This is a genomic window from Micromonospora sp. NPDC023956, assembly GCF_040639195.1.
Lineage (GTDB): Bacteria > Actinomycetota > Actinomycetes > Mycobacteriales > Micromonosporaceae > Micromonospora.
The window spans coordinates 186,617-207,967 of sequence record NZ_JBEZZN010000013.1; the positions used below are offsets into that span (position 1 = coordinate 186,617).

Below are 21,351 nucleotides of genomic sequence, written 5' to 3' on the forward strand. Positions count from 1 at the left end.
GAGAGGGGGAGGGGCGAATGAGCGAGCCTGACGGTGCCGGTGCCCGGCACCGGTCGCGGGCCCGCGCGGTGGCGGTGGCCACCGCGTTGACGCTGCTGGCGCCGACCGCCGCGTGTAGTTCCGGTAGGGACGGCGGACCGCCGACGATCAACCTGTACTACCCGCCGGAGCAGAACCTTCAGACCGTGGTCGACGACTGCAACGCCCAGGCGCAGGGGCGGTACCGGATCGCGTACCAGGTGCTGCCCCGGCAGGCCGACGAGCAGCGGGTGCAGATGGTCCGGCGGCTCGCCGCGCAGGACACCGGCATGGACGTGCTCGGCCTCGACGTGACCTGGACGCAGGAGTTCGCCAGCGCGGACTGGATCCGGGAGTGGACCGGCGAGCACCGGACCGAGGTCGAGCGGGGCACCCTGGAGGGCCCGCTGGCGACGGCCCGCTACGAGGACAAGCTCTTCGCCGCGCCGAAGAACACCAACGTCCAGCTGCTGTGGTACCGCGCCGACCTGGTGCCGCAGCCGCCGAGGACCTGGGACGAGATGATCGAACAGGCCCGTGCGCTGAAGGACCAGGGCAAGCCGTACCAGGTGCTCACCATGGGCGCGCAGTACGAGGGTCTGGTGGTCCTCTACAACACGATGGTCGCCAGCGCGGGCGGCGAGATCGTCAGCTCCGACGGTAGGAAGGCCGTGATGGACCCCGGCGCGGTGCGCGCCCTGGAACAGCTCAAGCGGCTGGCGACCTCCGGCGTGGTGTCCCCGTCGTTCAGCAACGCCACCGAGGATCCGGTCCGGTTGGAGTTCCAGTCCGGCAACGGCGCCTTCCAGGTCAACTGGCCCTTCGTCTACCCGGCGTTGCAGGAGGCCGACCCGGAGCTGGCGAAGCAGGTCAAGTGGGCCCGGTACCCGGGCGTCGACCCGAACACGCCGAGCCGGGCCACCATCGGCGGGATCAACATGGCGGTCAGCGCCTACTCGAAGCACCCCGAGGAGTCCTTCGAGGCGGCCACCTGCATCCGCAACGAGAAGAACCAGACGTTCTCCGCCGTGAACGACGGGGTGCCGCCGACCATCGAGGCGGTCTACGACGCCCCGGAGATGGCCGAGGCGTACCCGATGCGGGAGACGATCCTGGAGGAGCTGAAGGAGCCGGCGACCCGGCCCCTCACCCCGGCCTACCAGAGCATCTCCACGGTGATGTCGGCGATTCTCTCCCCGCCGTCCGCCATCGACCCGGAGCGGACCGCGAAGGAGCTGCGCGGGGCTGTCTCCGACGCCCTGGAGTCGAAGGGGGTGCTGCCGTGAGCCGGCGAACCGGTGGACCTCGTGACGGCGCCGACCGTGGGGAGGTGGCGGCGTGAGTGAGCGTAGGGAGCGAACCGGTGGGGCCGGTGGACCTCGTGACGGCGCCGACCGTAGGGAGGTGACGGCGTGAGTGAGCGTAGGGAGCGAACCGGTGGGGCCGGTGGACCTCATGACGGCGCCGACCGTAGGGAGGTGACGGCATGAGCATCAACGCCACGCCGGCCGGCGCGGAGGTGGCCGCGGAGAAGACCGGTCGACAGGGGGCCGGCTCCGGCCGGCCGGGTCGGCGGGGCCGGGCAGCGCTGAGCGAGAACAAGAAGGCCGAACGGAAGCTCGGCTGGCTGCTGTGTGCCCCGGCCGCGCTGGTCATGCTGGCGGTGACCGCGTACCCGATCCTCTACTCGGTCTGGCTGTCGATGCAGCGCTTCGACCTGCGCTTCCCCGACGAACGGGAGTTCGTGGGGCTGGAGAACTACGCCACCGTGCTGACCAACGAGTTCTGGTGGACGGCGTTCGGGGTCACCATGCTGATCACGGTGGTCACCGTCGCCGTCGAGCTGGTGCTCGGCATGGGGCTGGCCATCCTCATGCACCGGACGCTGGTCGGCCGGGGCATCGTCCGGACCTCCGCGCTGATCCCGTACGGCATCGTCACGGTGGTGGCGGCGTTCTCCTGGCGGTACGCCTGGACGCCCGGTACCGGCTACCTGGCGAACCTGTTCGGCGAGGGCGCGCCGCTGACCGAGCGGGCCAGCTCGCTGGCGATCATCATGCTCGCCGAGATCTGGAAGACCACCCCGTTCATGGCGCTGCTGCTGATGGCCGGGCTGGCGCTGGTGCCGGAGGACCTGCTCAAGGCGGCCTCCACCGACGGCGCGACCGCCTGGCAGCGGTTCACCAAGGTGATGCTGCCGGTGATGAAGCCGGCGATCCTGGTCGCCCTGCTGTTCCGCACGCTCGACGCGTTCCGGGTCTTCGACAACATCTACGTGCTCACGGCGGGCGGCAACGAGACCTCGTCGGTGTCGATGCTGACCTACAACAACCTGATCCGGGGGCTGAACCTCGGCATCGGGTCGACGATGTCGGTGCTGATCTTCCTCACCGTGGCGGTCATCGCCTTCGTCTTCGTGAAGCTGTTCGGTACCGCTGCCCCCGGCAGCGACGAGGGGGAGAGGCGCTGAGATGGCCGACACCACCACCCGCGCGAAGCTGCGCTGGGGCCTGCTGGACGTCATCGTCGTCGTCTTCGCGCTGATCCCGGTGTTGTGGATCGTCTCGCTGTCGTTGAAGACCCCGGCGACGCTCACCGACGGGAAGTTCATCCCCCGGGAGTGGACCCTGGAGAACTACCGGACGATCTTCCAGACCGACCAGTTCGTCCGGGCGCTGATCAACTCGATCGGCATCGCCCTGATCGCCACGTTCATCGCGGTGGTTCTCGGCGCGATGGCCGCGTACGCGATCTCCCGGCTGGACTTCCCGGGCAAGCGGCTGCTGGTCGGGGTCTCCCTGCTGATCGCGATGTTCCCGCAGGTGTCGCTGGTCTCCCCGCTGTTCGAGATCGAACGGCAGATCGGCATCTTCGACACCTGGCCGGGGCTGATCCTGCCGTACATCACGTTCGCGCTGCCGCTGGCGATCTACACGCTGTCGGCGTTCTTCAAGCAGATCCCGTGGGACCTGGAGAAGGCGGCGAAGATGGACGGCGCGACGCAGGGCCAGGCGTTCCGGCGGGTCATCGCCCCGCTGGCCGCACCGGGGCTGTTCACCACGGCGATCCTGGTCTTCATCTTCTGCTGGAACGACTTCCTCTTCGCCGTCTCGTTGACCTCCACCGAACGGTCCCGGACGGTGCCGGTCGCGCTCTCCTTCTTCACCGGCGAGTCGCAGTTCGAGGACCCCACCGGGGCGATCTGCGCCGCCGCCGTGATGATCACCATTCCGATCATCCTCTTCGTCCTCTTCTTCCAGCGTCGCATCGTCTCCGGCCTGACCAACGGCGCCGTCAAGGGATAGGTGAACTCCTCGTGGCTGACATCGTGCTCGACAAGGTGAGCAAGAAGTTCCCGGACGGCACCGTGGCCGTCGCTGACGTCGACCTGGAGATCGCCGACGGCGAGTTCGTCATCCTGGTCGGCCCCTCCGGCTGCGGCAAGTCCACCACCCTCAACATGATCGCCGGACTGGAGGACATCAGCTCCGGTGAGCTGCGCATCGACGGCCAGCGGGTCAACGACAAGGCCCCCCGGGACCGGGACATCGCGATGGTGTTCCAGTCGTACGCGCTGTACCCGAACATGACCGTCGGGGAGAACATGGCCTTCCCGCTGCGCCTGGCGAAGCTGGACAAGCAGACCATCGACCGGAAGGTGGCGGAGGCGGCGAAGGTCCTGGAGCTGACCGCCCTGCTGGACCGCAAGCCGGCCAACCTCTCCGGTGGCCAGCGACAGCGGGTCGCGATGGGGCGGGCCATCGTCCGGCAGCCGAAGGCGTTCCTGATGGACGAGCCGCTCTCCAACCTCGACGCCAAGCTGCGGGTGCAGATGCGGACCGTGGTGTCCCGGTTGCAGAAGAAGCTCGCCACCACCACCGTCTACGTCACCCACGACCAGACCGAGGCGATGACTCTCGGTGACCGGGTCGTGATCATGCGCGGTGGGGCGATCCAGCAGGTCGGGCCGCCGCAGGAGCTCTACGACCACCCGCGCAACCTCTTCGTCGCCGGGTTCATCGGCTCTCCGTCGATGAACTTCCTGCACGCGGCGGTGGAGAACGGCCGGTTGCGGACCGCGCTGGGCGAGGTGCCGATCGGCGACCGGATCCGGCGCGAGCTGGAGGGCGGCAACGCCCCCCGGGAGCTGATCCTCGGCATCCGGCCGGAGCACTTCGAGGACGTCGAACTCGTCGACGACGACACCCGTCGGCGGGGCCTGGAGTTCGAGGCTCCCGTCGACATCGTCGAGTCGATGGGCTCGGACAAGTACGTCTACTTCACCGTCGAGGGGGAGCGGGCCAGCGCGGCCGAGCTGGAGGAGCTGGCCGCCGACACCGGCGCGGACTTCGCCGGGGGTGCCGGTTCCAGCCTGGTGACCCGGCTGTCGGCCGAGTCGACGGTGGCCGAGGGGGAGAACCGGCGGGTCTGGTTCAACCTGGAGAAGATCCACCTGTTCGACCCGACGAACGGGCGCAACCTCACCCTGCACGAGGGCGTCTCGGCCGGCGCGCTCGGCGGCTGAGGCAGTGGTACGTGCAGGGGCCCCCTGCTCCGCGGAACGCGGTAGCAGGGGGCCCCTCCGCACACTTTCGCCGACACTCAGCCGCGGCGTCGGCTCGGCTCCGGGACGTCGGCGTCGATCCGCTCCCGGCGGACCCGCTCGTCGATCGGCTGGTCCTCGACGACCTCGTCCCGGGCCAGCCGGACCCGCTCGACCGGGACCTGCTCCTTGCGCACCACCGGGTGCTCACGCCGCAACGTCAGCTCCCGCTCCGCCTCGCCGATGTCCGGGCGCGCGTCCCGGTCGGTCGAGGTGATCGGCGTGCGTTCCACCCGTACCTCGTCGTGCTCGACCGGCACGGTGGTGTGCACGTCCTCGGTGACCACGTACTTACGCAGTCGGGCGGTGCCCGCCGGCTCGCTCTCCGTGCCGACCCGGATCCGCTCCTCGGAGCGGGTGAGCTCCTGCCGGTCCTGCGGCGTGCGACGACCCTGCGGCCGCGGCGCGGGCTGCGGTGTGGGCCGCGGCTGCGGCGTGGGCTGCTGGCTCAAGCCGTAGTGCGCGTAGAGCTGAGCGATCTGCTCGGCGCCCAGCGGCTGGTCGGTGCCGGTGTCGACCGTCGGCGCGCTCTTCACGGTCGACTTGTCGTACGGCATCGACAGGCGGCCCTCCTGCATCCGGGCCGAGCTGAGCGGGGCCATCGACTCGTGATGTCCCATGACACCCGTCTTCACGCTGACCCAGGTCGGCTCCCCGGCGGCGTCGGCCCACACCTGGCCCACGCTGCCGATCCGGGCGCCCGACCGATCCTGGACGTCCTGGCCGTACAGCGAACGGATCTGCTGTTCGGTGAGATTCATGGTCGTCCTCCTTCTCGGGTTCACGGCCCGGGTACCCGACGGGTCCCGGCCCACACCCACCGTCGCCGGCCCGATCCGCGGCTCCGCGCCGCCCCCGGCGCGACGACGGGTGTTCCGGGGGCGCGTGGAGGCATGAGCGCGACCTGAGCGGGGACTCGCCGCACGACATGTTCGTGACGTGTGCGAGGAAGGGACCCTCATATGACGACCTCCAAGCGTCCCGTCCGGGACACCAGCGCGATGCCGGACCAGTCGGCGCGAAGCCGCCCGACGGCGGCCAAGACCAGTGCTGCGGCGACGTTCGCGCTGGTCTTCGGCGTAGCCGCCCTGTTCAGCGTGTTGACGGCGATTCTCGCGTCGGTCGGCGTGGTGCTCGGCATCATCGGCATCGTGCTCGGCGTGGTGGGGTTGCGGATGGCCATGCGACCCGGGGTGACCGGCCGGAGCGTCGCCGGTGGCGGCCTGGTGCTGAGCATCCTGGCGGTGGTGCTCGGCCTGGCGCTGGCCGCCGGGGTCAGCACCTTCGTCAACAACGAGGGGGCGGTCGACCGTCTGGAACAGCGGGTGTCGGACCTGCGCGACAAGCTGCCCCGCTGAGCCGGGGGCCGGCCCCCGGGCCGGTGGGCGGCCCTGTCGTCGGGGCACCCGGGACGGGATAGGTTGCCTCCTGTGACCGTTCCCCGCCCGCACCCGCCGCTCGGGGCTCGGCCCCCGGTCGACCCGGACGCCGAACCGTCCAGCCGTCCCGGTCTGCCGGTCTGGCCCCTGTACCTGATGTTCGGGCTGGCGCTGCTCTGGTGGCTGCTCGGCGGGCTCTACCTCCTCTGGGCCCCGCTGGCGCTGGTGCTGGCGGCGGTCCTGCTGGTCCACGGTCGGGTGCGCCTGCCCACCGGGTCCGCGCTCTGGATCGTGCTGGTGGCGCTGATGGCGCTCAGTGTCCTTCGACTCGGCGGCAACGGGCTGGTCGGCTACGTGCTGCGGTTCGGGTTCGTGGTGGCCGCGTTCGTCGTCTACCTCTACGTCTACAACGCCGCCCGCAGCGGCGTGTCGTGGCAGGCGTTGTTCCACCCGTTCTGCCTGTTCTGGCTGACGGTGGTGGCGCTGGGGTGGCTCGCGGTGCTGGCGCCGAAGCTCTCGCTGACCACACCGGTCGAGATGCTGCTGCCGCGTAGCATCTCCGGGGAGCGGATGGTGCAGGCCCTGACCCACCTCAAGGCCACGGAGCACAACCCGCTGAGCCGTAACCCGTACTACCGGACGGCGGCGCCGTACCCGTACACCAACAACTGGGGCACCGGGTTCGCGGTGATGGTGCCCTGCGTGCTGGCGTACATCACGTCGTTCCGGCGCGGGTTGATGCGGACGGCGCTGATCGTGTCGCTGCCGTTGGCGCTGGTGCCGGCCTTCCTCACCCTGAACCGGGGGATGTTCGTGGGGGTCGGTATCGGCCTGTGCTACGTCGGCCTGCGCGCGTTGCTCCGGGGAGACGTGCGGATCATCGCCTCCATCGGGGCGGTGGCGGTGCTGGCCGGCCTGGTGACGTTCCTCGTGCCGGTCGGCGACCTGATCAGCAACCGGGTGGAGAACACCGACTCGACCACCGACCGGTTGGACATCTACCGCCGGACGCTCGCCGCCGTGGCCGAGTCACCGCTGCTGGGCTACGGCGCCCCGCAGTTCGTGGACACCATCAAGGTGGCGGAACCGCTCGGTACGCAGGGCCAGATCTGGCTGGTCATGTACAGCCACGGCGTCCCGGCGTTCCTCGCGATGGTGCTGTTCTTCGTCGTGGTCGCGCGGCGGCTGGCCGCCGCCGTGTCGCCCGGCGGTGTCTGGCTCAGCGCGGTGCCCGTGGTGGCGCTGGGGGTGACCCCCTTCTACGGCTACACCGACATCAACCTGTCGGTGATGTTCTTCGCCATCGGACTGGCGATGGCGGCCGTCGACGGGCCGGTCAACCGGCCCACGCTCTGGTCGACCCGCACCTGACCCGGGTGTGGGCGGACGGGCCGGCCGGACCTGACCCGGGCGCGGTCCGCACGGGCGGTGGGCCCCCTGATCGCGCTACGCCAGCACACTGGGCTGACGGAGCGCGATCCCCCGTTCAGGTTCGCCGACCCGGTCGACGGCGGACGTCCACCGGCGTCGATGTAAGAAGCATTACGCCGGACGGGTCGGCCGGCCGCCGCCCGGGGCGGAACTTGCGCAAAACTTGAGCACAATTCCATCGATGACGGTCAAGGGCGTGGTTCCTGGAGTCGCCGGTACATCACCAGCAGGTCGACGTAACGGCCGTCGGGGAGCCGGAAACCCTCCGGTACCCGGCCGACCACCTCGAAGCCGAGGGACCGCCACAGCCCGACGGCCCGGGTGTTGGTCGCCACCACGGCGTTGAACTGCATCGCCCGGTAGCCCTCGGCGCGGGCCAGGTCGAGCACGTGCCGGCCGAGGGCCCGGCCGACGCCCCGGCCGGCGGCGGCCGGGGCGACCATGAAGCTGGCGTTGGCCACGTGGGCACCCGGCCCGGCCTGGTTCGGCAGGAGCTTCGCCGACCCGAGCACCGTGCCGTCGGGGTCGGCGGCGACGACCGTCCGGCCGGGCGGCGGCGGTATCCACAGCTGCCGGGCCTGTTCCTCGGTCACCTCCCGGGGCCAGGTGTAGGTCTCGCCGGCCGCGACGATCTCCCGCAGGAAGGGCCAGATCCGTGGCCAGTCCTCGATGGTGGCGTCCCTGATCAGCATGGCGTCGAGCATGCCAGCCGGGGTCGGTGGCCCGCGCGGTGTTTGACGCCGCAAACAGCGGGTAGTCGCCGGAACTGATCAGCGGATGGAGGGAGCCCTCGATGGACGGTCAGGTGAAGGTCGCGGTGATCTATTACAGCGCGACGGGCATCACTTACCAGATGGCGCAGGCGGCGTGCGAGGCCGCCGGTGAGGCCGGTGCCGAGGTGCGGCTGCGCAAGGTTCGCGAGCTGGCCCCCGAGGAGGCGATCCGGTCGAACTCCGGCTGGCACGCCCACCGCCTGGAGACGCAGGACGTGCCGGAGGTACAGCTCGACGACCTCTCCTGGGCCGACGTCCTGATCTTCGGCTCGCCCACCCGGTACGGCATGATCGCCGCGCAGCTCAAGCAGTTCATCGACAGCAGCGGTCCGCTCTGGGCGCAGGGCGCGCTGGCGGACAAGGTCTACACCGGGTTCTGCTCCACGGCGACCGCGCACGGCGGCCAGGAGGCGACGCTGCTGTCGTTGTACACCGTCTTCTACCACTGGGGCGGCATCGTGGTGACCCCCGGCTACACCGACCCCAGCCAGTTCGTCGCGGGGAACCCCTACGGCGCCTCGCACACCAGCAACAACGGCGAGACCGCCCCGGACGACGTCGCGCTGACCGCGACGGCGCTGACCGCCAGGCGGGCGGTGCAGGTCGCCGCCCGACTGCTGCGGGGCGCGACGGGATGACCGGCGACCGGTGGTCCGAACGGGGGCTCTCGGCCCGTCCGGAACCACCGGTCGGGTGCTGCCCTACCCCCGTCGCGGCGACATATGCGCCGCCGCCGGCAGCAGGTGCCCGAGCAGGTCGGCCAGCACCGCCATGCCGTCGGTGCTGAGCACCGACTCCGGGTGGAACTGCACCCCGGCCAGACCCGGGCCGCGCACCGCGTGCACCGCCCCGTCCGCCCCGTCGCGGGCCACCTCCACCGGCCCGTACGCGCTGTCCAGCCGGTCGGTGTCGGCCAGCGCGGTGAAGGTCGAGTAGAACCCGACCCGGGCCACGGTCCCGAAGAACCCCACCTCCCGCTGGAGGCCCTGGTAGGGCGCCTCCCGGCGGTGCAACCGGAGCCCCAGCAGGCCGCACAGGAGCTGGTGGCCCAGGCAGACCGCCAGGGTCGGCCGGCCGGCGTCCAGCAGGGTCCGCAGCGTGGTCCGCAGCGCCACCATCTTCTCGGCGTCGGCGCGCGGGTCACCGGGGCCGGGGCCCACCACCACGAGATCGTGGCCGTCGACCGGGCCGGGCCGGTGCCAGGGGCGCAGCTCGACGGCGAGGCCGAGGGCGGTGAGCTGGTGGGCGAGCATGCCGGTGAAGGTGTCCTCGCCGTCGACGATCAACGCCCGGTGGCGGGGCGGGGCGGCAGCCGGGGCCCGCTGGTCGAGCCAGAAGCGGGCCAGCCGGTCGTTCCGGGCGGCCAGCGCGGCCCGGACGTCGGGGTCGTCGGCGAGACGGGTCACCGGCTCCGGGCCGGGCGTCGGGGCGTCCGGGCGCAGGCCGAGCGCGGCGAGCACCCCGGCGGCCTTGGCGTGCGTCTCGGCCACCTCACCCTCGGCGGTGGAGTGCCGCACCAGCGTCGCCCCGACCGGCACCCGCAGCTCACCGTCCGGGGTGAACTCGGCGGTGCGGATGAGGATCGGCGCGTCCAGCGTCTGCCGCCCCGCGGCGTCCTGACCGAGCAGCGCCAGCACGCCGGCGTAGTAGCGCCGGCCGGTGCGTTCGTGCCGGGCGATGACCCGACAGGCGTTCTCGATCGGGCTGCCGGTGACGGTCGGCGCGAACATGGTCTCCCGCAGCACCTCGCGGACGTCCCGGGTGCCCCGTCCGGCGAGCAGGTACTCGGTGTGCGCGAGGTGCGTCATCTCCTTCAGGTACGGCCCGACGACCTGGCCGCCCTGGTCGGCGACGGTGGCCATCATCTTCAGTTCCTCGTCGAGCACCATGTACAGCTCCTCGACCTCCTTGTCGTCGGCGAGGAACCGCAGCAGCGCCGCCCGGTCGGCGACCCCGCCGGTGTACCGGAAGGTGCCGCTGATCGGGTTCATCATCACCAGCCCGTCGTCGACGCTGACGTGCCGTTCCGGAGTGGCGCCGACCAGGATCCGGGTGCCGGTGTGCACCAGGAAGGTCCAGTACGCGCCCCGCTCGGCCACCAGCAGCCGGCGCAGCGCGGCCAGCGCCGCCGCCAGGGGTGGCCCCTGTACCCGGGCCCGCAGGGTGCGGTGGACGACGAAGTTCGCCCCCTCGCCGCGTCCGATCTCCTCGCGCAGCACCCGCTCGACGATCGCGGCGTACTCCTCGTCGTCGAGGTCGAACGCCGCCCCGGCGGTGACCACCGGGGCGTCCGGCAGGGCGCGCAGCGCCTCGGCCAGGCTGCTGCGTCGCTGTCCGGTGATCTCCAGGCACTCCAACGGGGTGTCGTCGTCGACGCAGGCGAAGCCCCGCTCGGTGACCTGCCGGTACGGCACCAGGGCGAGGGTGCGGGGGCCGGGGCCACCGTCGGGCAGGGGAATGTCGGCGAGCCGCCCGACCGGTCGTACGGTGCCGGTGAACAGCTCCAGGTGGTCGCCGTCCGCGCGGCGCAGCAGCGCGAACGGACCGGGATCGCCGCCGGCGGCCACGACGGCGGTCAGGGCGGTGAGGTCGGTCATCGGTGGGTGTCTCCTCGGGCCGGAGGCCGCCGTGGGCGCCCGGGGCCGGTGGGAGCACCGGTGGCCGCCTCGGGGGCGGCCAGGGGGAAGTTATCCGCGCTGGGGGACCGCCGGGTCGGCGGGCCACCAGGAAGTCGGGTGCGCGGTCACGTCGGTCAGCCTACGCGCCGGGCCGGCGGCGGGGGAAGGCTCCGGTCGTCCCGGCGGGGCACACCCGACCGAGGGGGCAGGACGTCCGGTACGGGCTTCCGCGGGTGCCGGGTTGGGTACGGTGACCCGCGATGAACATTCTCGCTCTGGACCTGGGCACCTCGTCGGTGCGCGGGCTCGTGCTCGACGAGCGGGCCGTCCCGCTGCCCGGCGGGCTGGCCCGACGCCGGATGCGCCTCGCGGTCGACGACGACGGCGCGGGCACGCTGGACGGCCCCGGCTACCTGGCCTGCCTGGTGGAGTGCCTGGACGAGTTGCAGGCCGCCGGGCACCTGCGCGACGTCAGCCTGGTCGCGATCTCCGCGCAGTGGCACTCGGTGCTGCCGCTGGACGTCGCCGGTGAGCCGCTCGGGCCGGTGCTGACCTGGCTGGACACCCGCCCGAAGCCGTCCGTGGGTCGATCGGGGCCGACCCACCCCGCCGCCTTCCACCAGCGCACCGGCACCTGGTGGCACCGCTGCTACTGGACGGTGCGCCTGCCCTGGCTGCGGGAGCGGACGTCGGCGGCCCGGTTCGTCGGGCTGTCCGAGTACGTCCTCGGCGCACTGCTCGGCGAGGTGCCGATGTCCGTGTCGCAGGCGTCCGGCACGGGTCTGCTCGACCTGCGCGATCTCGACTGGGACGCCGAGGCGTGCGAGCTGGCCGGCGTGCGGCCCGGGGAGCTGCCGGCGCTCGCCCCGGCCGGTTGGTCGGGGCGGCTGCTGCCGGAGTTCGCGCGACGCTGGCCGGGGCTGGCCGGGGCGGCGTGGAGTGCGCCGACCGGGGACGGCGCGGCGTCCAACGTCGGATCGGGCTGCGTCGACCCGACCCGGGCGGCGGTCACGGTCGGGACGTCCGCGGCGGTACGGCTGGTCCAGCGGGCGCCCGTGGGCGCACCGCTGCCGTCCCTGCCCGAACAGCTGTGGCGCTACCGGGTCGACCACGACCACGTGGTGACCGGTGCCGCGTACTCCTCCGGTGGCAACCTGTTCGCCTGGGCGAAGCGGGAGCTGCGGCTGCCGGAGGGGGCGGAGCTGGACGCCGCGCTGGACCGGCTGCCACTCGACGGTGGCGTACCGGCCGACCCCCGGTTCGGCGGTGACCGGCCGCCCGGCCTCGCTCCGGCCGGCACGGGGACGCTGCACCGGCTGTCCTTCTCCACCACGGCGGTGGAGATCCTGGCCGGGCTGATGGTCGGGGTCTGCGCCCAGGTCGCCCGGGACCTGGCCGAGATCGAGTCCACTGTGCACGACCGGGTGGAGGTGGTGCTCGGTGGTGGGGCGGTGACCGCGTCGGCCTGGTGGCGGCGGGCTTTCGCCGCCGCGCTCGCTCCCCGTCGGGTGGGGCACGAGACGAACCCGGAGATCGGTGCGACGGGCGCTGCCCTGGTCGCCCTCGGCCGGTTGGCGGATCCGGCCGACCCGACGGTCATCGGCCGGACGGATGATCGGCGCTCACCGGGGCCGGCAGGAGGATCACACCCCTGAGTCCGTCGTGTGGCTGGACCGTTGACAGTACGTTCTGGCCTGGTTGGATGGACTCCGCTCCCCGGCTCGCGGCGGACGCGAGGCACCTAGGAGGCGTGTGTGGGGACGGGGCCGGTCCCGGCGCAGAGCGGGGTGTCGCACCACCGCCGACGCCGACTCGACGTCCGGGTGGTACCGCACCGGCGTCGATCCCCGTTCCGCCTGCGGGACTGGCGGATGCGGACCAAACTCGCCGCCGTCCTGATCATCCCGTCGGTGGCGTTCCTCGTGCTGGCGGGGGTCCAGACCCGGGGCCTGGTCGGCCAGGCCGGGGTGCTCAACGGGTTCGCCGAGCAGGTGACGATCGGTCGGGAAATCATCGACGTGGTGCACCAGCTCCAGCAGGAGCGGGACCGTTCCGCCGGTGAACTGGCCGCGATGCGGGTGACCGGGGCGGAGGCGGTGCGCGGCGACCCGGTGGCGACGTTGAAGCCGTTGCAGGCCGCGACGGACGCGTCGATGCAGCGACTGCGGCGGGCGGCCGAACCGTTGGCGGACTCCGACGCGGCGTGGCGGGTGACGTACTCGGAGACCCTGGAGGCCTACGAGCAGGTCGTCTACATCCGTTCGGCGATCGCCCCGGGGGTGCTCAGCAGCGCGACGATCCTGGGCAACTACCACCGGCTCATCGACGAGCTGCTCAACCTGCTGGCCGAGCCGTCGCCGGGCGAGGACGCCCCCGCGCTCAGCGACGCGGTGCTGCGGTACGTGCAGCTCGCCCGGGTCAAGGAACTCTCCTCCCGGATCCGGGCCCAGCTCTACGTCGCCGGACGCGCCGGCCGGTACGGCGCGGAGGACCAGGTCCTCCTGACCGACCTGCGCGCCCAGCAGCTCACCGCGCTGGGCGCCTTCCGGGTGGCGGCGACCGCCGACCAGATCCGCCGGTACGACCAGACGTCCCTCGATCCGGCGTTCGTGTCGGCGACCCGGCTGGAGGAGCAGAGCCTGCCGGTGGGGGGCGCCGATCCGGCCCTCCTGCCGGCGACCCAGTGGTGGGCGGCCAGCGAGCAACGGCACGAGCTGCTGCGGCAGGTCGAGGCGGGGGTGCTGGAGGACGCGGTGACCCAGGCGGACGAGGCGCGTGGCGCGCAGCTGCGGCAGACCCTGCTGGTGCTCGGCGGCATCGTCGCGGTGCTGCTGGTGGCGCTGCTGATCTCCGTTCTGATCGGCCGGTCGATCGCCCGGTCGATGCGGCTGTTGCGCGGTCAGGCGTTGCGGATCGCCCAGCTCGAACTCCCCGAGGCGCTGGAGCGCCTACGGACGGTCACCGGTGGGGTTCCCGAGATCGACGTCTCCCCGGCGGTGGTCCGCTCGCTCGACGAGATCGGCGAGTTGGCCGAGGCGTTCGTGGCGGTGCACCGCAGCGCGGTCAGCGTCGCGATGGAACAGGCGACGATGCGCCGCAACGTCAACGCCATGTTCGTCAACCTGGCCCGGCGCAGCCAGGTGCTGGTCGAGCGGCAGCTGGAGCTGCTGGACGAGCTGGAACGGGAGGAGAGCGACCCGGACCAGCTGGACAACCTGTTCAAGCTGGACCACCTGGCCGCCCGGATGCGCCGTAACGACGAGAGCCTGCTGGTGCTCTCCGGCTCGGAGACCCGCCGCCGGTGGAACCGGCCGGTCGGGCTCGGCTCGGTGCTGCTCGCCGCCGGTGCCGAGATCGAGCAGTACCAGCGGTTGCGGCACGAGTCCGTGGCCGACCTGTACGTGGTCGGGCACGTCGTGGGGGAGCTGGTGCACCTGCTGGCCGAGCTGCTGGAGAACGCCACCGCGTTCTCCCGGCCGGACACGGTGGTGCGGGTGACCGCCCGCGCGGTGGCCGGCGGCGCGGTCATCGAGATCGCCGACGAGGGCCTGGGCATGAGCCCGTCGGTGCTGGAGCAGACGAACCGGCTGCTGGCCAGCCCACCGCCGGCCGACGTGGCGGCGTCGGAGCGGATGGGGCTGTTCGTGGTGGGGCACCTCGCGGCCCGGCACGACATCGACGTCCGACTCTGCGGTGGCGGGCGGGAGGGGCTGGTGGCCCGGGTGATGCTGCCGGCGGTGCTGCTGGCGCCGGCACCGGAGCGGGACCTGCACGCGCCGGCGTCCCGGCGGATGCTGACCGCTGCGGTGGCCAACGCGGCGGGCGGGGCCGCGATGCTCCGCCGGCCCGGCGCGACCCCGGCCGACGCGCGCCGGAACGACGCCGGGCGGGGCGAAGCCGGGCGGCACGACGCGGAGCGGGGCGACGCGGAGCGGGGCGACCCCGGGCGGAACGACGCGGAGCGGGGCGACCTGCCGGTCGCGGGACGGCGGCCGGGCCAGCCGACCGGGCCACGGCCGGTGCCGATCCGGGCCGAGGACGTCCTCGCCCCGGCGACCGCAACGGCGGCGCCGGAGCCGAGCAGCTGGTGGTCGCGGAAGGGCCTGCCGGCGACCACGTCGGGGGTGGGCACGCCCGCGCCGCCGGCGACCCCGGTGACCGGTGGGGTCAACGCGCGCGGCCTGCCGGTGCGGGTGCCGATGGCGCAGCTCGCCGCGGTGACCCGGTCGGCGCAGCCGGCCGCCCCGCCACCGCGGCACGAACCGGACCCGGAGGCGGTCGGCGGCATGCTGTCCCGGCTCTACAGCGGGGTGCGCCGGGCCGAGGCCGAGGACGACACCAGGGAGATCACCATGCCGGACGGCACCCGGGAGCTTCCGGTGCCCCCGGCCGGGGTACGCAGCGAAGGGGAGCAACATTGATGACGCTCAGTCAAGAGGCACGGGACCTGAGCTGGCTGGTCAGCGCGTTCACCGAGCGGGTGCCGGGTGTCGCGCACGCGATCGTGGTCTCCTCCGACGGGCTGCTGGTGGCGATCTCCGACCACCTGCCCCGGGACCACGCCGACAAGCTGGCCGCGGTGACCTCCGGGCTGATGAGCATCGCGGCCGGGGCGGCGCAGATGTTCGACGGCGACATCGTCAAGCAGACGGTGGTGGAGATGGGGCGGGGCTACTTCCTCGTGATGCAGATCCGCGACGGCTCGATCCTGGCCACCCTGGCGGCGGGGGACGCGGACATCGGCGTGGTCGGGTACGAGATGGCCCGGCTGGCCAAGCAGGCCGGGGAGATGCTGACACCGGCGCTGCGGGCGGAGTTGCAGCAGGCGCTGCCGCGCTGACCGGTGGTGGGCCGGCGTCGGTGTTCGTGCCGTACGCCGGCCCGGCGGTCGTGGGCGGCGGTACGCCGCGACGGGCCCGTCGTCTGTCTCCGCCGGGCCCGTCCCCACGGCACGCGTTCAGATCGCGTTGTCGGCGATCACCTGGCGGTACCAGTGGGCGCTGCGCTTGAGGACGCGCCGCTGGGTGGGGTAGTCGACGTAGATGAGGCCCCAGCGCTGGGCGTACCCCTGCTCCCACTCGAAGTTGTCCATCAGCGACCACACGTGGTAGCTCTCCAGCGGCACCCCGGCGGCGATGGCCCGGTGGACGGCGGCGAGGTGGTCGCGGAGGAACGAGACCCGGCCGGCGTCGTCGACGGTGTCGTCGGCGGCGAGGGCGTCGGGCGTGGGCAGCCCGTTCTCGGTGACGGTGATCGGCACCGGGCCGTAGTCCCGGGTGACCCGGGTGAGGATGTCGTACATCCCGTCCGGGAAGATCTGCTGCCAGGCGGCCACCGAGGTGGGCCAGCGCCGCTCGGTTCCGCCGGCCGCGGTCACGTAGATCGGCGTGTAGTACTGGACGGCCAGCAGGTCCACCGGGCTGGAGATGACTTCCAGGTCACCGTCGCGGATGCCCCGGACGAGCCGGCTGTCCGGGCCGAGGTCGGCCAGGACGTCGGCCGGGTAGCTGCCGGTGAAGATCGGGTCGAGGTAGAGGCGGTTCTCGTAGCCGTCGTAGAGGCGGGTCGCCGCGGCGGTGGCGGCGGAGTCGTCGGCCGGGTAGCACGGGTGCAGGTTGAGCGCGGGGCCGATCCGGCTGTCGCTGCCGGTGTCGCGCAGCTGCCGGACGGCGAGCCCGTGGGCGAGCTGGAGGTGGTGGGCCACCAGGTACGCCGCGTCGGTGTCCTGCCGGCCCGGCGCGTGGTGGCCGATGATGTAGCCGTTCTGGACCACGGTCTTGGGCTCGTTGACGGTCAGCCAGGTGGGGACCCGGTCGCCGAGGGCGTCGAAGACCGCGCGCGCGTAGTCGGCGAAGCGGTGGGCGGTGTCCCGGTTCTCCCAGCCGCCGGTGTCCTGGAGGACCTGCGGCAGGTCCCAGTGGTAGAGGGTGGCCATCGGGGCGATGCCGCGCTCCTGGAGGCCGTCGACCAGGCGGCGGTAGAAGTCCAGGCCGCGCTGGTTGACCGGACCGGCGCCGTCGGGCTGGACGCGCGGCCAGGCGATGGAGAAACGGTAGCTGCGCAGCCCGATGTCGCGCATCAGGTCGAGGTCGGCGGGGTACCGGTGGTAGTGGTCGGCGGCCACGTCGCCGGTGTCGCCGCCGTGGGTGCGACCGGGGGCACGGCTGAAGGTGTCCCAGATCGACTCGCCCCGACCGTCGTCCTTGGCCGCGCCCTCGACCTGGTACGCCGACGTCGCCGCGCCCCAGCCGAAGTCCGGCGGGAAGCCCAGGTTGAGCCGGGCCTCGGCGGCGGTGTGCGGGGTCAGGTGCGGGTCGGCGGGCGGGGTGACCGGGGCGGCGTCCGCCGGGGGCGCCGCCCCGGCGGGCTCGGTGGCCGCCGGGGCGACCGGAGCCGCGGTCAGCTCGGCTCCGGCAGCGGCACCGGCGGGGGCGGCGCCGGGTGACCAGCGCTGCGTGACTATCGACATAGGACGTTCTCCTCGTGGATACGGGCCCCGCCACCGAGCGGCCGGGAGCGCTCCCAGCATAGGGCAGGGTGAGTCCGCCGCGCTGCGGTCCGGGGGCTCCGGGGCTGGTCGCGGCGGGCGGGGGCGGGGTGGGGATCACGGCGTCGCCGGTCGTGCGGGGAGGATCCGGGCGCCGACAGCGAACGAGGCCGTCCGGGCGGCGCGCGCGCCAGTCCCGTCGGCCTCTTTTCCCTACGTGGGTGGGGGTCTAGTGTGTGGGGACGGGGAGGGCAACCCCCGTCCCCACATCTGGTGCATGTGCACGTACGAGCGGAATGGGCGTCCTGTCGTACGTGCCGCGCGGGAGCCGGGCCACGCGAGTGGCTCTGGTTCCACCTCCCTTCACAGTGGATGGATCCGGCTGGCGGCGGAGTCCGGGCTGGCCCGCCGCCAGCCCTTCCGGGCTGGCGCCGGACCGTTCCCGGGAGAACGGTCCGGAGTGGACGAGTATTGCGTGATCCTCATCGATGGAAGCGCTCCCATCGATGATGCTGCGACTGTAACGCCCGTCACCGGTTTGTGAAAGCCCCAAAATGAGATCGAAACATTGCGGGGCTTCTACCTGCGACGATGTCCGCCGGCCATCCCGCGTTCACTCCCGGTCTTGTTACGGGAGCGCTCCCATGCCAGACTGCGACTACCGCGGAGCCAGAACGCGCGAGTGCGGATAGCCGAGGGCAGCCGGTCTGTCGACCGGACGGCATCCCGACGGGCACGTCGAGCCGAGCAGCTCGCCGTCCCCGCAGCCCGGTCCGGGCGGGCCGACCCCCATCACCGCGCCTCCCACCCCCCGCGCACCCGTCGCGTGGAGGCGCCCGCCGCGGGCCCCACCGGCCCCGGCCTGGTCCGAGGAGACATCGCGCACATGAGACAACTGGCCAGACGTCGCCGTACGGCGATGCTCGCCGCCACCACCCTGGCCATCGGCGGGGTCGCCCTGCCGGCCGGCGTCGCGCAGGCCGCCCCGGCCTGCGACGTGGTCTACGCGACCAGCGACTGGAGCAACGGCTTCACCGCCAACGTCACCATCAAGAACCTCGGTGACGCGATGAACGGCTGGACGCTGAAGTTCAACTTCCCCTCCGGCCAGCGGCTCGTCCAGGGCTGGTCGGCCCGGTGGAGCCAGTCCGGCACCGAGGTGACCGCCGTCAACGAGGCGTACAACGGCAGCATCCCGACCGGCGGGTCCACCAGCATCGGCTTCAACGGCAGCCACACCGGGACCAACACGAAGCCCACCTCGTTCTCGATCAACGGGGTGACCTGTGGTGGCACCACCCAGCAGCCGCCGACGGTGGCGCTGTCCGTGCCGGCCGGCCCGTTCGAGGCCCCGGCCGACGTGCCGTTGACCGCGACCGCCAGTGACCCGGACGGCACCATCAGCAAGGTCGAGTTCTACCGCAACGGCCTGCTGGTGAACACCGACACCACCGCCCCGTACGCCTACACCCTGGAGGACCTGCCGGTCGGCAGCTACACCGTCCAGGCCAAGGCCTACGACAACGCCAACCTGACCGCGACCGCCGAGAAGGCGTTCACGGTCTCCCCGGGCAGCGGCCCGATCCTGGTCGCCACCCCGTCCTCGGTGAGCGTGAACGAGGGTGGCAGTTCCTCGGTCAACCTCAAGCTCAGCGGTCTGCCGTCGGCGAACGTGCCGGTGACGCTCACCCGCACCGGGGACACCGACATCAGCGTCGCCCCGACCTCGGTGACGTTGACCCCGAGCAACTGGAGCACCGGCGTCAACGTCGCGGTCAGCGCGGCGGAGGACTCCGACACCGCCGGGGGCGCCGCCACCATCACCGCCTCGGCGACCGGCTACGCCCCGCTGGCGATCACCGCGACCGAGATCGACAACGACAGCCCGGGTGGCGACAACACCTGGGTGGCGCGCTTCCTCGAGCAGTACGGCAAGATCAAGAACTCGGGGTACTTCAGCCCCGAGGGCGTGCCGTACCACTCCATCGAGACGCTGATCGTCGAGGCGCCCGACCACGGGCACGAGACCACCAGCGAGGCGTTCAGCTTCTGGCTCTGGCTGGAGGCCAACTACGGCCGGGTCACCCAGAACTGGGCCCCGTTCAACAACGCCTGGACGGTGATGGAGAAGTACATCATCCCGTCGCACGCCGACCAGCCCACCGCCGGCGCCCCGGGCACCGCCCAGTACGCCGCCGAGCACGACCTGCCCAGCCAGTACCCGTCGCAGCTGGAGGCGAACGTCCCGGTCGGCCAGGACCCGCTGCGCGGCGAACTCCAGTCCACCTACGGCACCGGTGACATCTACGGCATGCACTGGCTGCTCGACGTGGACAACGTCTACGGCTACGGTCGCTGCGGCGACGGCACCACCAAGCCGGCGTACATCAACACCTTCCAGCGCGGCACCCAGGAGTCGGTCTGGGAGACCGTCCCGCAGCCGTCCTGCGACACCTTCGAGCATGGCGGTCAGTACGGCTACCTCGACCTCTTCGTCAAGGAGTCCAACGCCCCGGCGAAGCAGTGGAAGTACACCAACGCGCCGGACGCCGACGCCCGTGCCGTGCAGGCCGCCTACTGGGCCCTGACCTGGGCCAAGGAGCAGGGCAAGGCCGCCGACGTGGCGGCCACCGTGGCCAAGGCCGCCAAGATGGGCGACTACCTGCGGTACGCCATGTTCGACAAGTACTTCAAGAAGATCGGCAACTGCGTCGGGGCCTCCACCTGCCCGGCCGGCAGCGGTAAGGACTCCGCGCACTACCTGATGTCCTGGTACTACGCCTGGGGCGGTGCGTACGAGGCCAACCAGAACTGGTCGTGGCGGATCGGCTCCAGCCACAACCACTTCGGCTACCAGAACCCGTTCGCGGCCTGGGCGCTGACCAACGTCAACGAGCTGAAGCCGAAGTCCCCGACCGCGAACGCGGACTGGGCCAAGAGCTTCGAGCGGCAGCTGGAGTTCTACACCTGGCTCCAGTCCGCCGAGGGCGGCATCGCCGGTGGCGCCACCAACAGCTGGGGCGGCCACTACGGCCAGCCGCCGGCCGGCACCGCCACCTTCTACGGCATGTACTACGACGTCGACCCGGTCTACAACGACCCGCCGTCGAACCAGTGGTTCGGCATGCAGGCCTGGTCGATGCAGCGTATCGCCGAGCTGTACCTGGTCACCGGCAACACCAAGGCCAAGGCGCTGCTCGACAAGTGGGTGCCGTGGGCGATCGCCAACACCACCGTCGGGACGAACTGGTCGATCCCGTCGGACATGAAGTGGACCGGCCAGCCGAACAACTGGAACCCCACCAGTCCGCAGCCGAACACGAACCTGCACGTCGAGGTCACCGTCAAGGGCCAGGACGTCGGCGTTGCCGCCGCCTACGCCCGCACGCTGATCGCGTACGCGGCCAAGTCGGGCAACGTGGCGGCCAAGAACACCGCCAAGGGTCTGCTGGACGCGCTGCACGGGGCCAGCGACGCCAAGGGTGTCTCGATGCCGGAGAAGCGCGGCGACTACCGGCGCTTCGACGACGTCTACGACGCCAGCACCGGTCAGGGCCTCTACATCCCGTCGGGCTGGACCGGCACGATGGCCAACGGTGACGCCATCGCCCCGGGCAAGAGCTTCCTCGACATCCGGTCCTTCTACAAGAACGACCCCGACTGGCCCAAGGTCGAGGCGTACCTGAAGGGCGGCCCGGAGCCCACGTTCAACTACCACCGGTTCTGGGCGCAGGCGGACGTCGCCATGGCGTACGCCGACTACGGCCAGCTGTTCCCGAACGGCTGACCCACCGCATCCGGGCGGGCGTCGAGACGTCCGCCCGGATGACCGGTCCTCCCGGGTGGGCGGTGTCCACCCGGGAGCCGGACCGGGCCGGCGAGGGGATCACCCGGCCCGGTCCACCCGGGATGCCCGGCTCCCACTCCTCGGGCGGTGGTGGCCGGGCGCCGGCACGGCCGTTGGTCTGCACGGTCGCCACCACGTCCACGGTCACGTCGCAGCGTTCGGCGGGGGGCTCGGCCACGGCCACCTGTACCGAGC

Annotated in this window: 15 protein-coding genes; 11 read left to right on the top strand and 4 right to left on the bottom strand. The window is 72.1% G+C overall.

The window, feature by feature from the left end:
• Positions 1–17: 17 nt before the first annotated feature.
• The 4 genes from AB0F58_RS23605 to ugpC all read left to right on the top strand — a co-directional run bounded on the left by AB0F58_RS23605 (position 18) and on the right by ugpC (position 4,543).
• Positions 18–1,304, top strand: a complete 1,287-nt coding sequence (locus AB0F58_RS23605; RefSeq protein WP_357146715.1) for an ABC transporter substrate-binding protein — start codon at positions 18–20, stop codon at positions 1,302–1,304.
• A gap of 200 nt (positions 1,305–1,504) precedes the next feature.
• Positions 1,505–2,488, top strand: coding sequence for a sugar ABC transporter permease (locus tag AB0F58_RS23610; RefSeq protein ID WP_357146717.1), 984 nt, complete (start codon positions 1,505–1,507; stop codon positions 2,486–2,488).
• Between the two features lies 1 nt (position 2,489).
• Positions 2,490–3,323, top strand: a complete 834-nt coding sequence (locus tag AB0F58_RS23615; RefSeq protein ID WP_357146720.1) for a carbohydrate ABC transporter permease — start codon at positions 2,490–2,492, stop codon at positions 3,321–3,323.
• Between the two features lie 11 nt (positions 3,324–3,334).
• A complete protein-coding gene (gene ugpC / locus AB0F58_RS23620; RefSeq protein WP_357146723.1) occupies positions 3,335–4,543 on the top strand; it encodes a sn-glycerol-3-phosphate ABC transporter ATP-binding protein UgpC in 1,209 nt (402 codons plus the stop codon).
• 77 nt (positions 4,544–4,620) lie between these two features.
• On the opposite strand, the gene AB0F58_RS23625 is transcribed toward ugpC, so the two are convergent.
• Positions 4,621–5,382 carry a YsnF/AvaK domain-containing protein gene (locus AB0F58_RS23625; protein WP_357146726.1) on the bottom strand — a complete coding sequence of 254 codons (762 nt, stop codon included), beginning with the start codon at positions 5,380–5,382 and terminating at the stop codon, positions 4,621–4,623.
• Between the two features lie 201 nt (positions 5,383–5,583).
• On the opposite strand from AB0F58_RS23625, the gene AB0F58_RS23630 reads away from it, so the two are divergent.
• On the top strand, positions 5,584–5,979 hold the full coding sequence (locus tag AB0F58_RS23630; protein ID WP_357146729.1) for a hypothetical protein: 396 nt from the start codon (positions 5,584–5,586) through the stop codon (positions 5,977–5,979).
• Positions 5,980–6,051: 72 nt separating this feature from the next.
• Positions 6,052–7,371, top strand: a complete 1,320-nt coding sequence (locus AB0F58_RS23635) for an O-antigen ligase family protein (RefSeq protein ID WP_357146731.1) — start codon at positions 6,052–6,054, stop codon at positions 7,369–7,371.
• A 248-nt stretch (positions 7,372–7,619) separates the two neighbouring features.
• Here the strand turns inward: AB0F58_RS23635 and AB0F58_RS23640 are convergent, their stop codons facing one another.
• Positions 7,620–8,123: a GNAT family N-acetyltransferase gene (locus tag AB0F58_RS23640; RefSeq protein ID WP_357146734.1), complete on the bottom strand. Its 504-nt coding sequence runs from the start codon at positions 8,121–8,123 to the stop codon at positions 7,620–7,622.
• A 101-nt stretch (positions 8,124–8,224) separates the two neighbouring features.
• Between AB0F58_RS23640 and wrbA the strand changes: the two genes are divergently transcribed.
• Complete coding sequence (gene wrbA / locus AB0F58_RS23645; RefSeq protein WP_357146737.1) at positions 8,225–8,842, top strand: NAD(P)H:quinone oxidoreductase; 618 nt, start codon at positions 8,225–8,227, stop codon at positions 8,840–8,842.
• A gap of 63 nt (positions 8,843–8,905) precedes the next feature.
• Here wrbA and AB0F58_RS23650 read toward each other — a convergent pair whose 3' ends face one another.
• The gene (locus tag AB0F58_RS23650; RefSeq protein ID WP_357146740.1) at positions 8,906–10,801 is read right to left on the bottom strand and encodes a chorismate-binding protein; all 1,896 of its coding nucleotides are present in this window, start codon (positions 10,799–10,801) and stop codon (positions 8,906–8,908) included.
• A gap of 281 nt (positions 10,802–11,082) precedes the next feature.
• On the opposite strand from AB0F58_RS23650, the gene AB0F58_RS23655 reads away from it, so the two are divergent.
• The 3 genes from AB0F58_RS23655 to AB0F58_RS23665 all read left to right on the top strand — a co-directional run bounded on the left by AB0F58_RS23655 (position 11,083) and on the right by AB0F58_RS23665 (position 15,662).
• The gene (locus AB0F58_RS23655; RefSeq protein WP_357146742.1) at positions 11,083–12,477 is read left to right on the top strand and encodes an FGGY family carbohydrate kinase; all 1,395 of its coding nucleotides are present in this window, start codon (positions 11,083–11,085) and stop codon (positions 12,475–12,477) included.
• A 216-nt stretch (positions 12,478–12,693) separates the two neighbouring features.
• Positions 12,694–15,243, top strand: coding sequence for a nitrate- and nitrite sensing domain-containing protein (locus tag AB0F58_RS23660; RefSeq protein ID WP_357146744.1), 2,550 nt, complete (start codon positions 12,694–12,696; stop codon positions 15,241–15,243).
• On the top strand, positions 15,243–15,662 hold the full coding sequence (locus AB0F58_RS23665; RefSeq protein ID WP_285786475.1) for a roadblock/LC7 domain-containing protein: 420 nt from the start codon (positions 15,243–15,245) through the stop codon (positions 15,660–15,662). Before AB0F58_RS23660 ends, AB0F58_RS23665 begins: the two co-directional genes overlap by 1 nt.
• 117 nt (positions 15,663–15,779) lie before the next feature.
• On the opposite strand, the gene AB0F58_RS23670 is transcribed toward AB0F58_RS23665, so the two are convergent.
• Positions 15,780–17,291 carry a GH1 family beta-glucosidase gene (locus AB0F58_RS23670; protein WP_357146748.1) on the bottom strand — a complete coding sequence of 504 codons (1,512 nt, stop codon included), beginning with the start codon at positions 17,289–17,291 and terminating at the stop codon, positions 15,780–15,782.
• A gap of 913 nt (positions 17,292–18,204) precedes the next feature.
• On the opposite strand from AB0F58_RS23670, the gene AB0F58_RS23675 reads away from it, so the two are divergent.
• The gene (locus AB0F58_RS23675) at positions 18,205–21,096 is read left to right on the top strand and encodes a glycoside hydrolase family 48 protein (protein ID WP_357146790.1); all 2,892 of its coding nucleotides are present in this window, start codon (positions 18,205–18,207) and stop codon (positions 21,094–21,096) included.
• Positions 21,097–21,351: the final 255 nt, after the last annotated feature.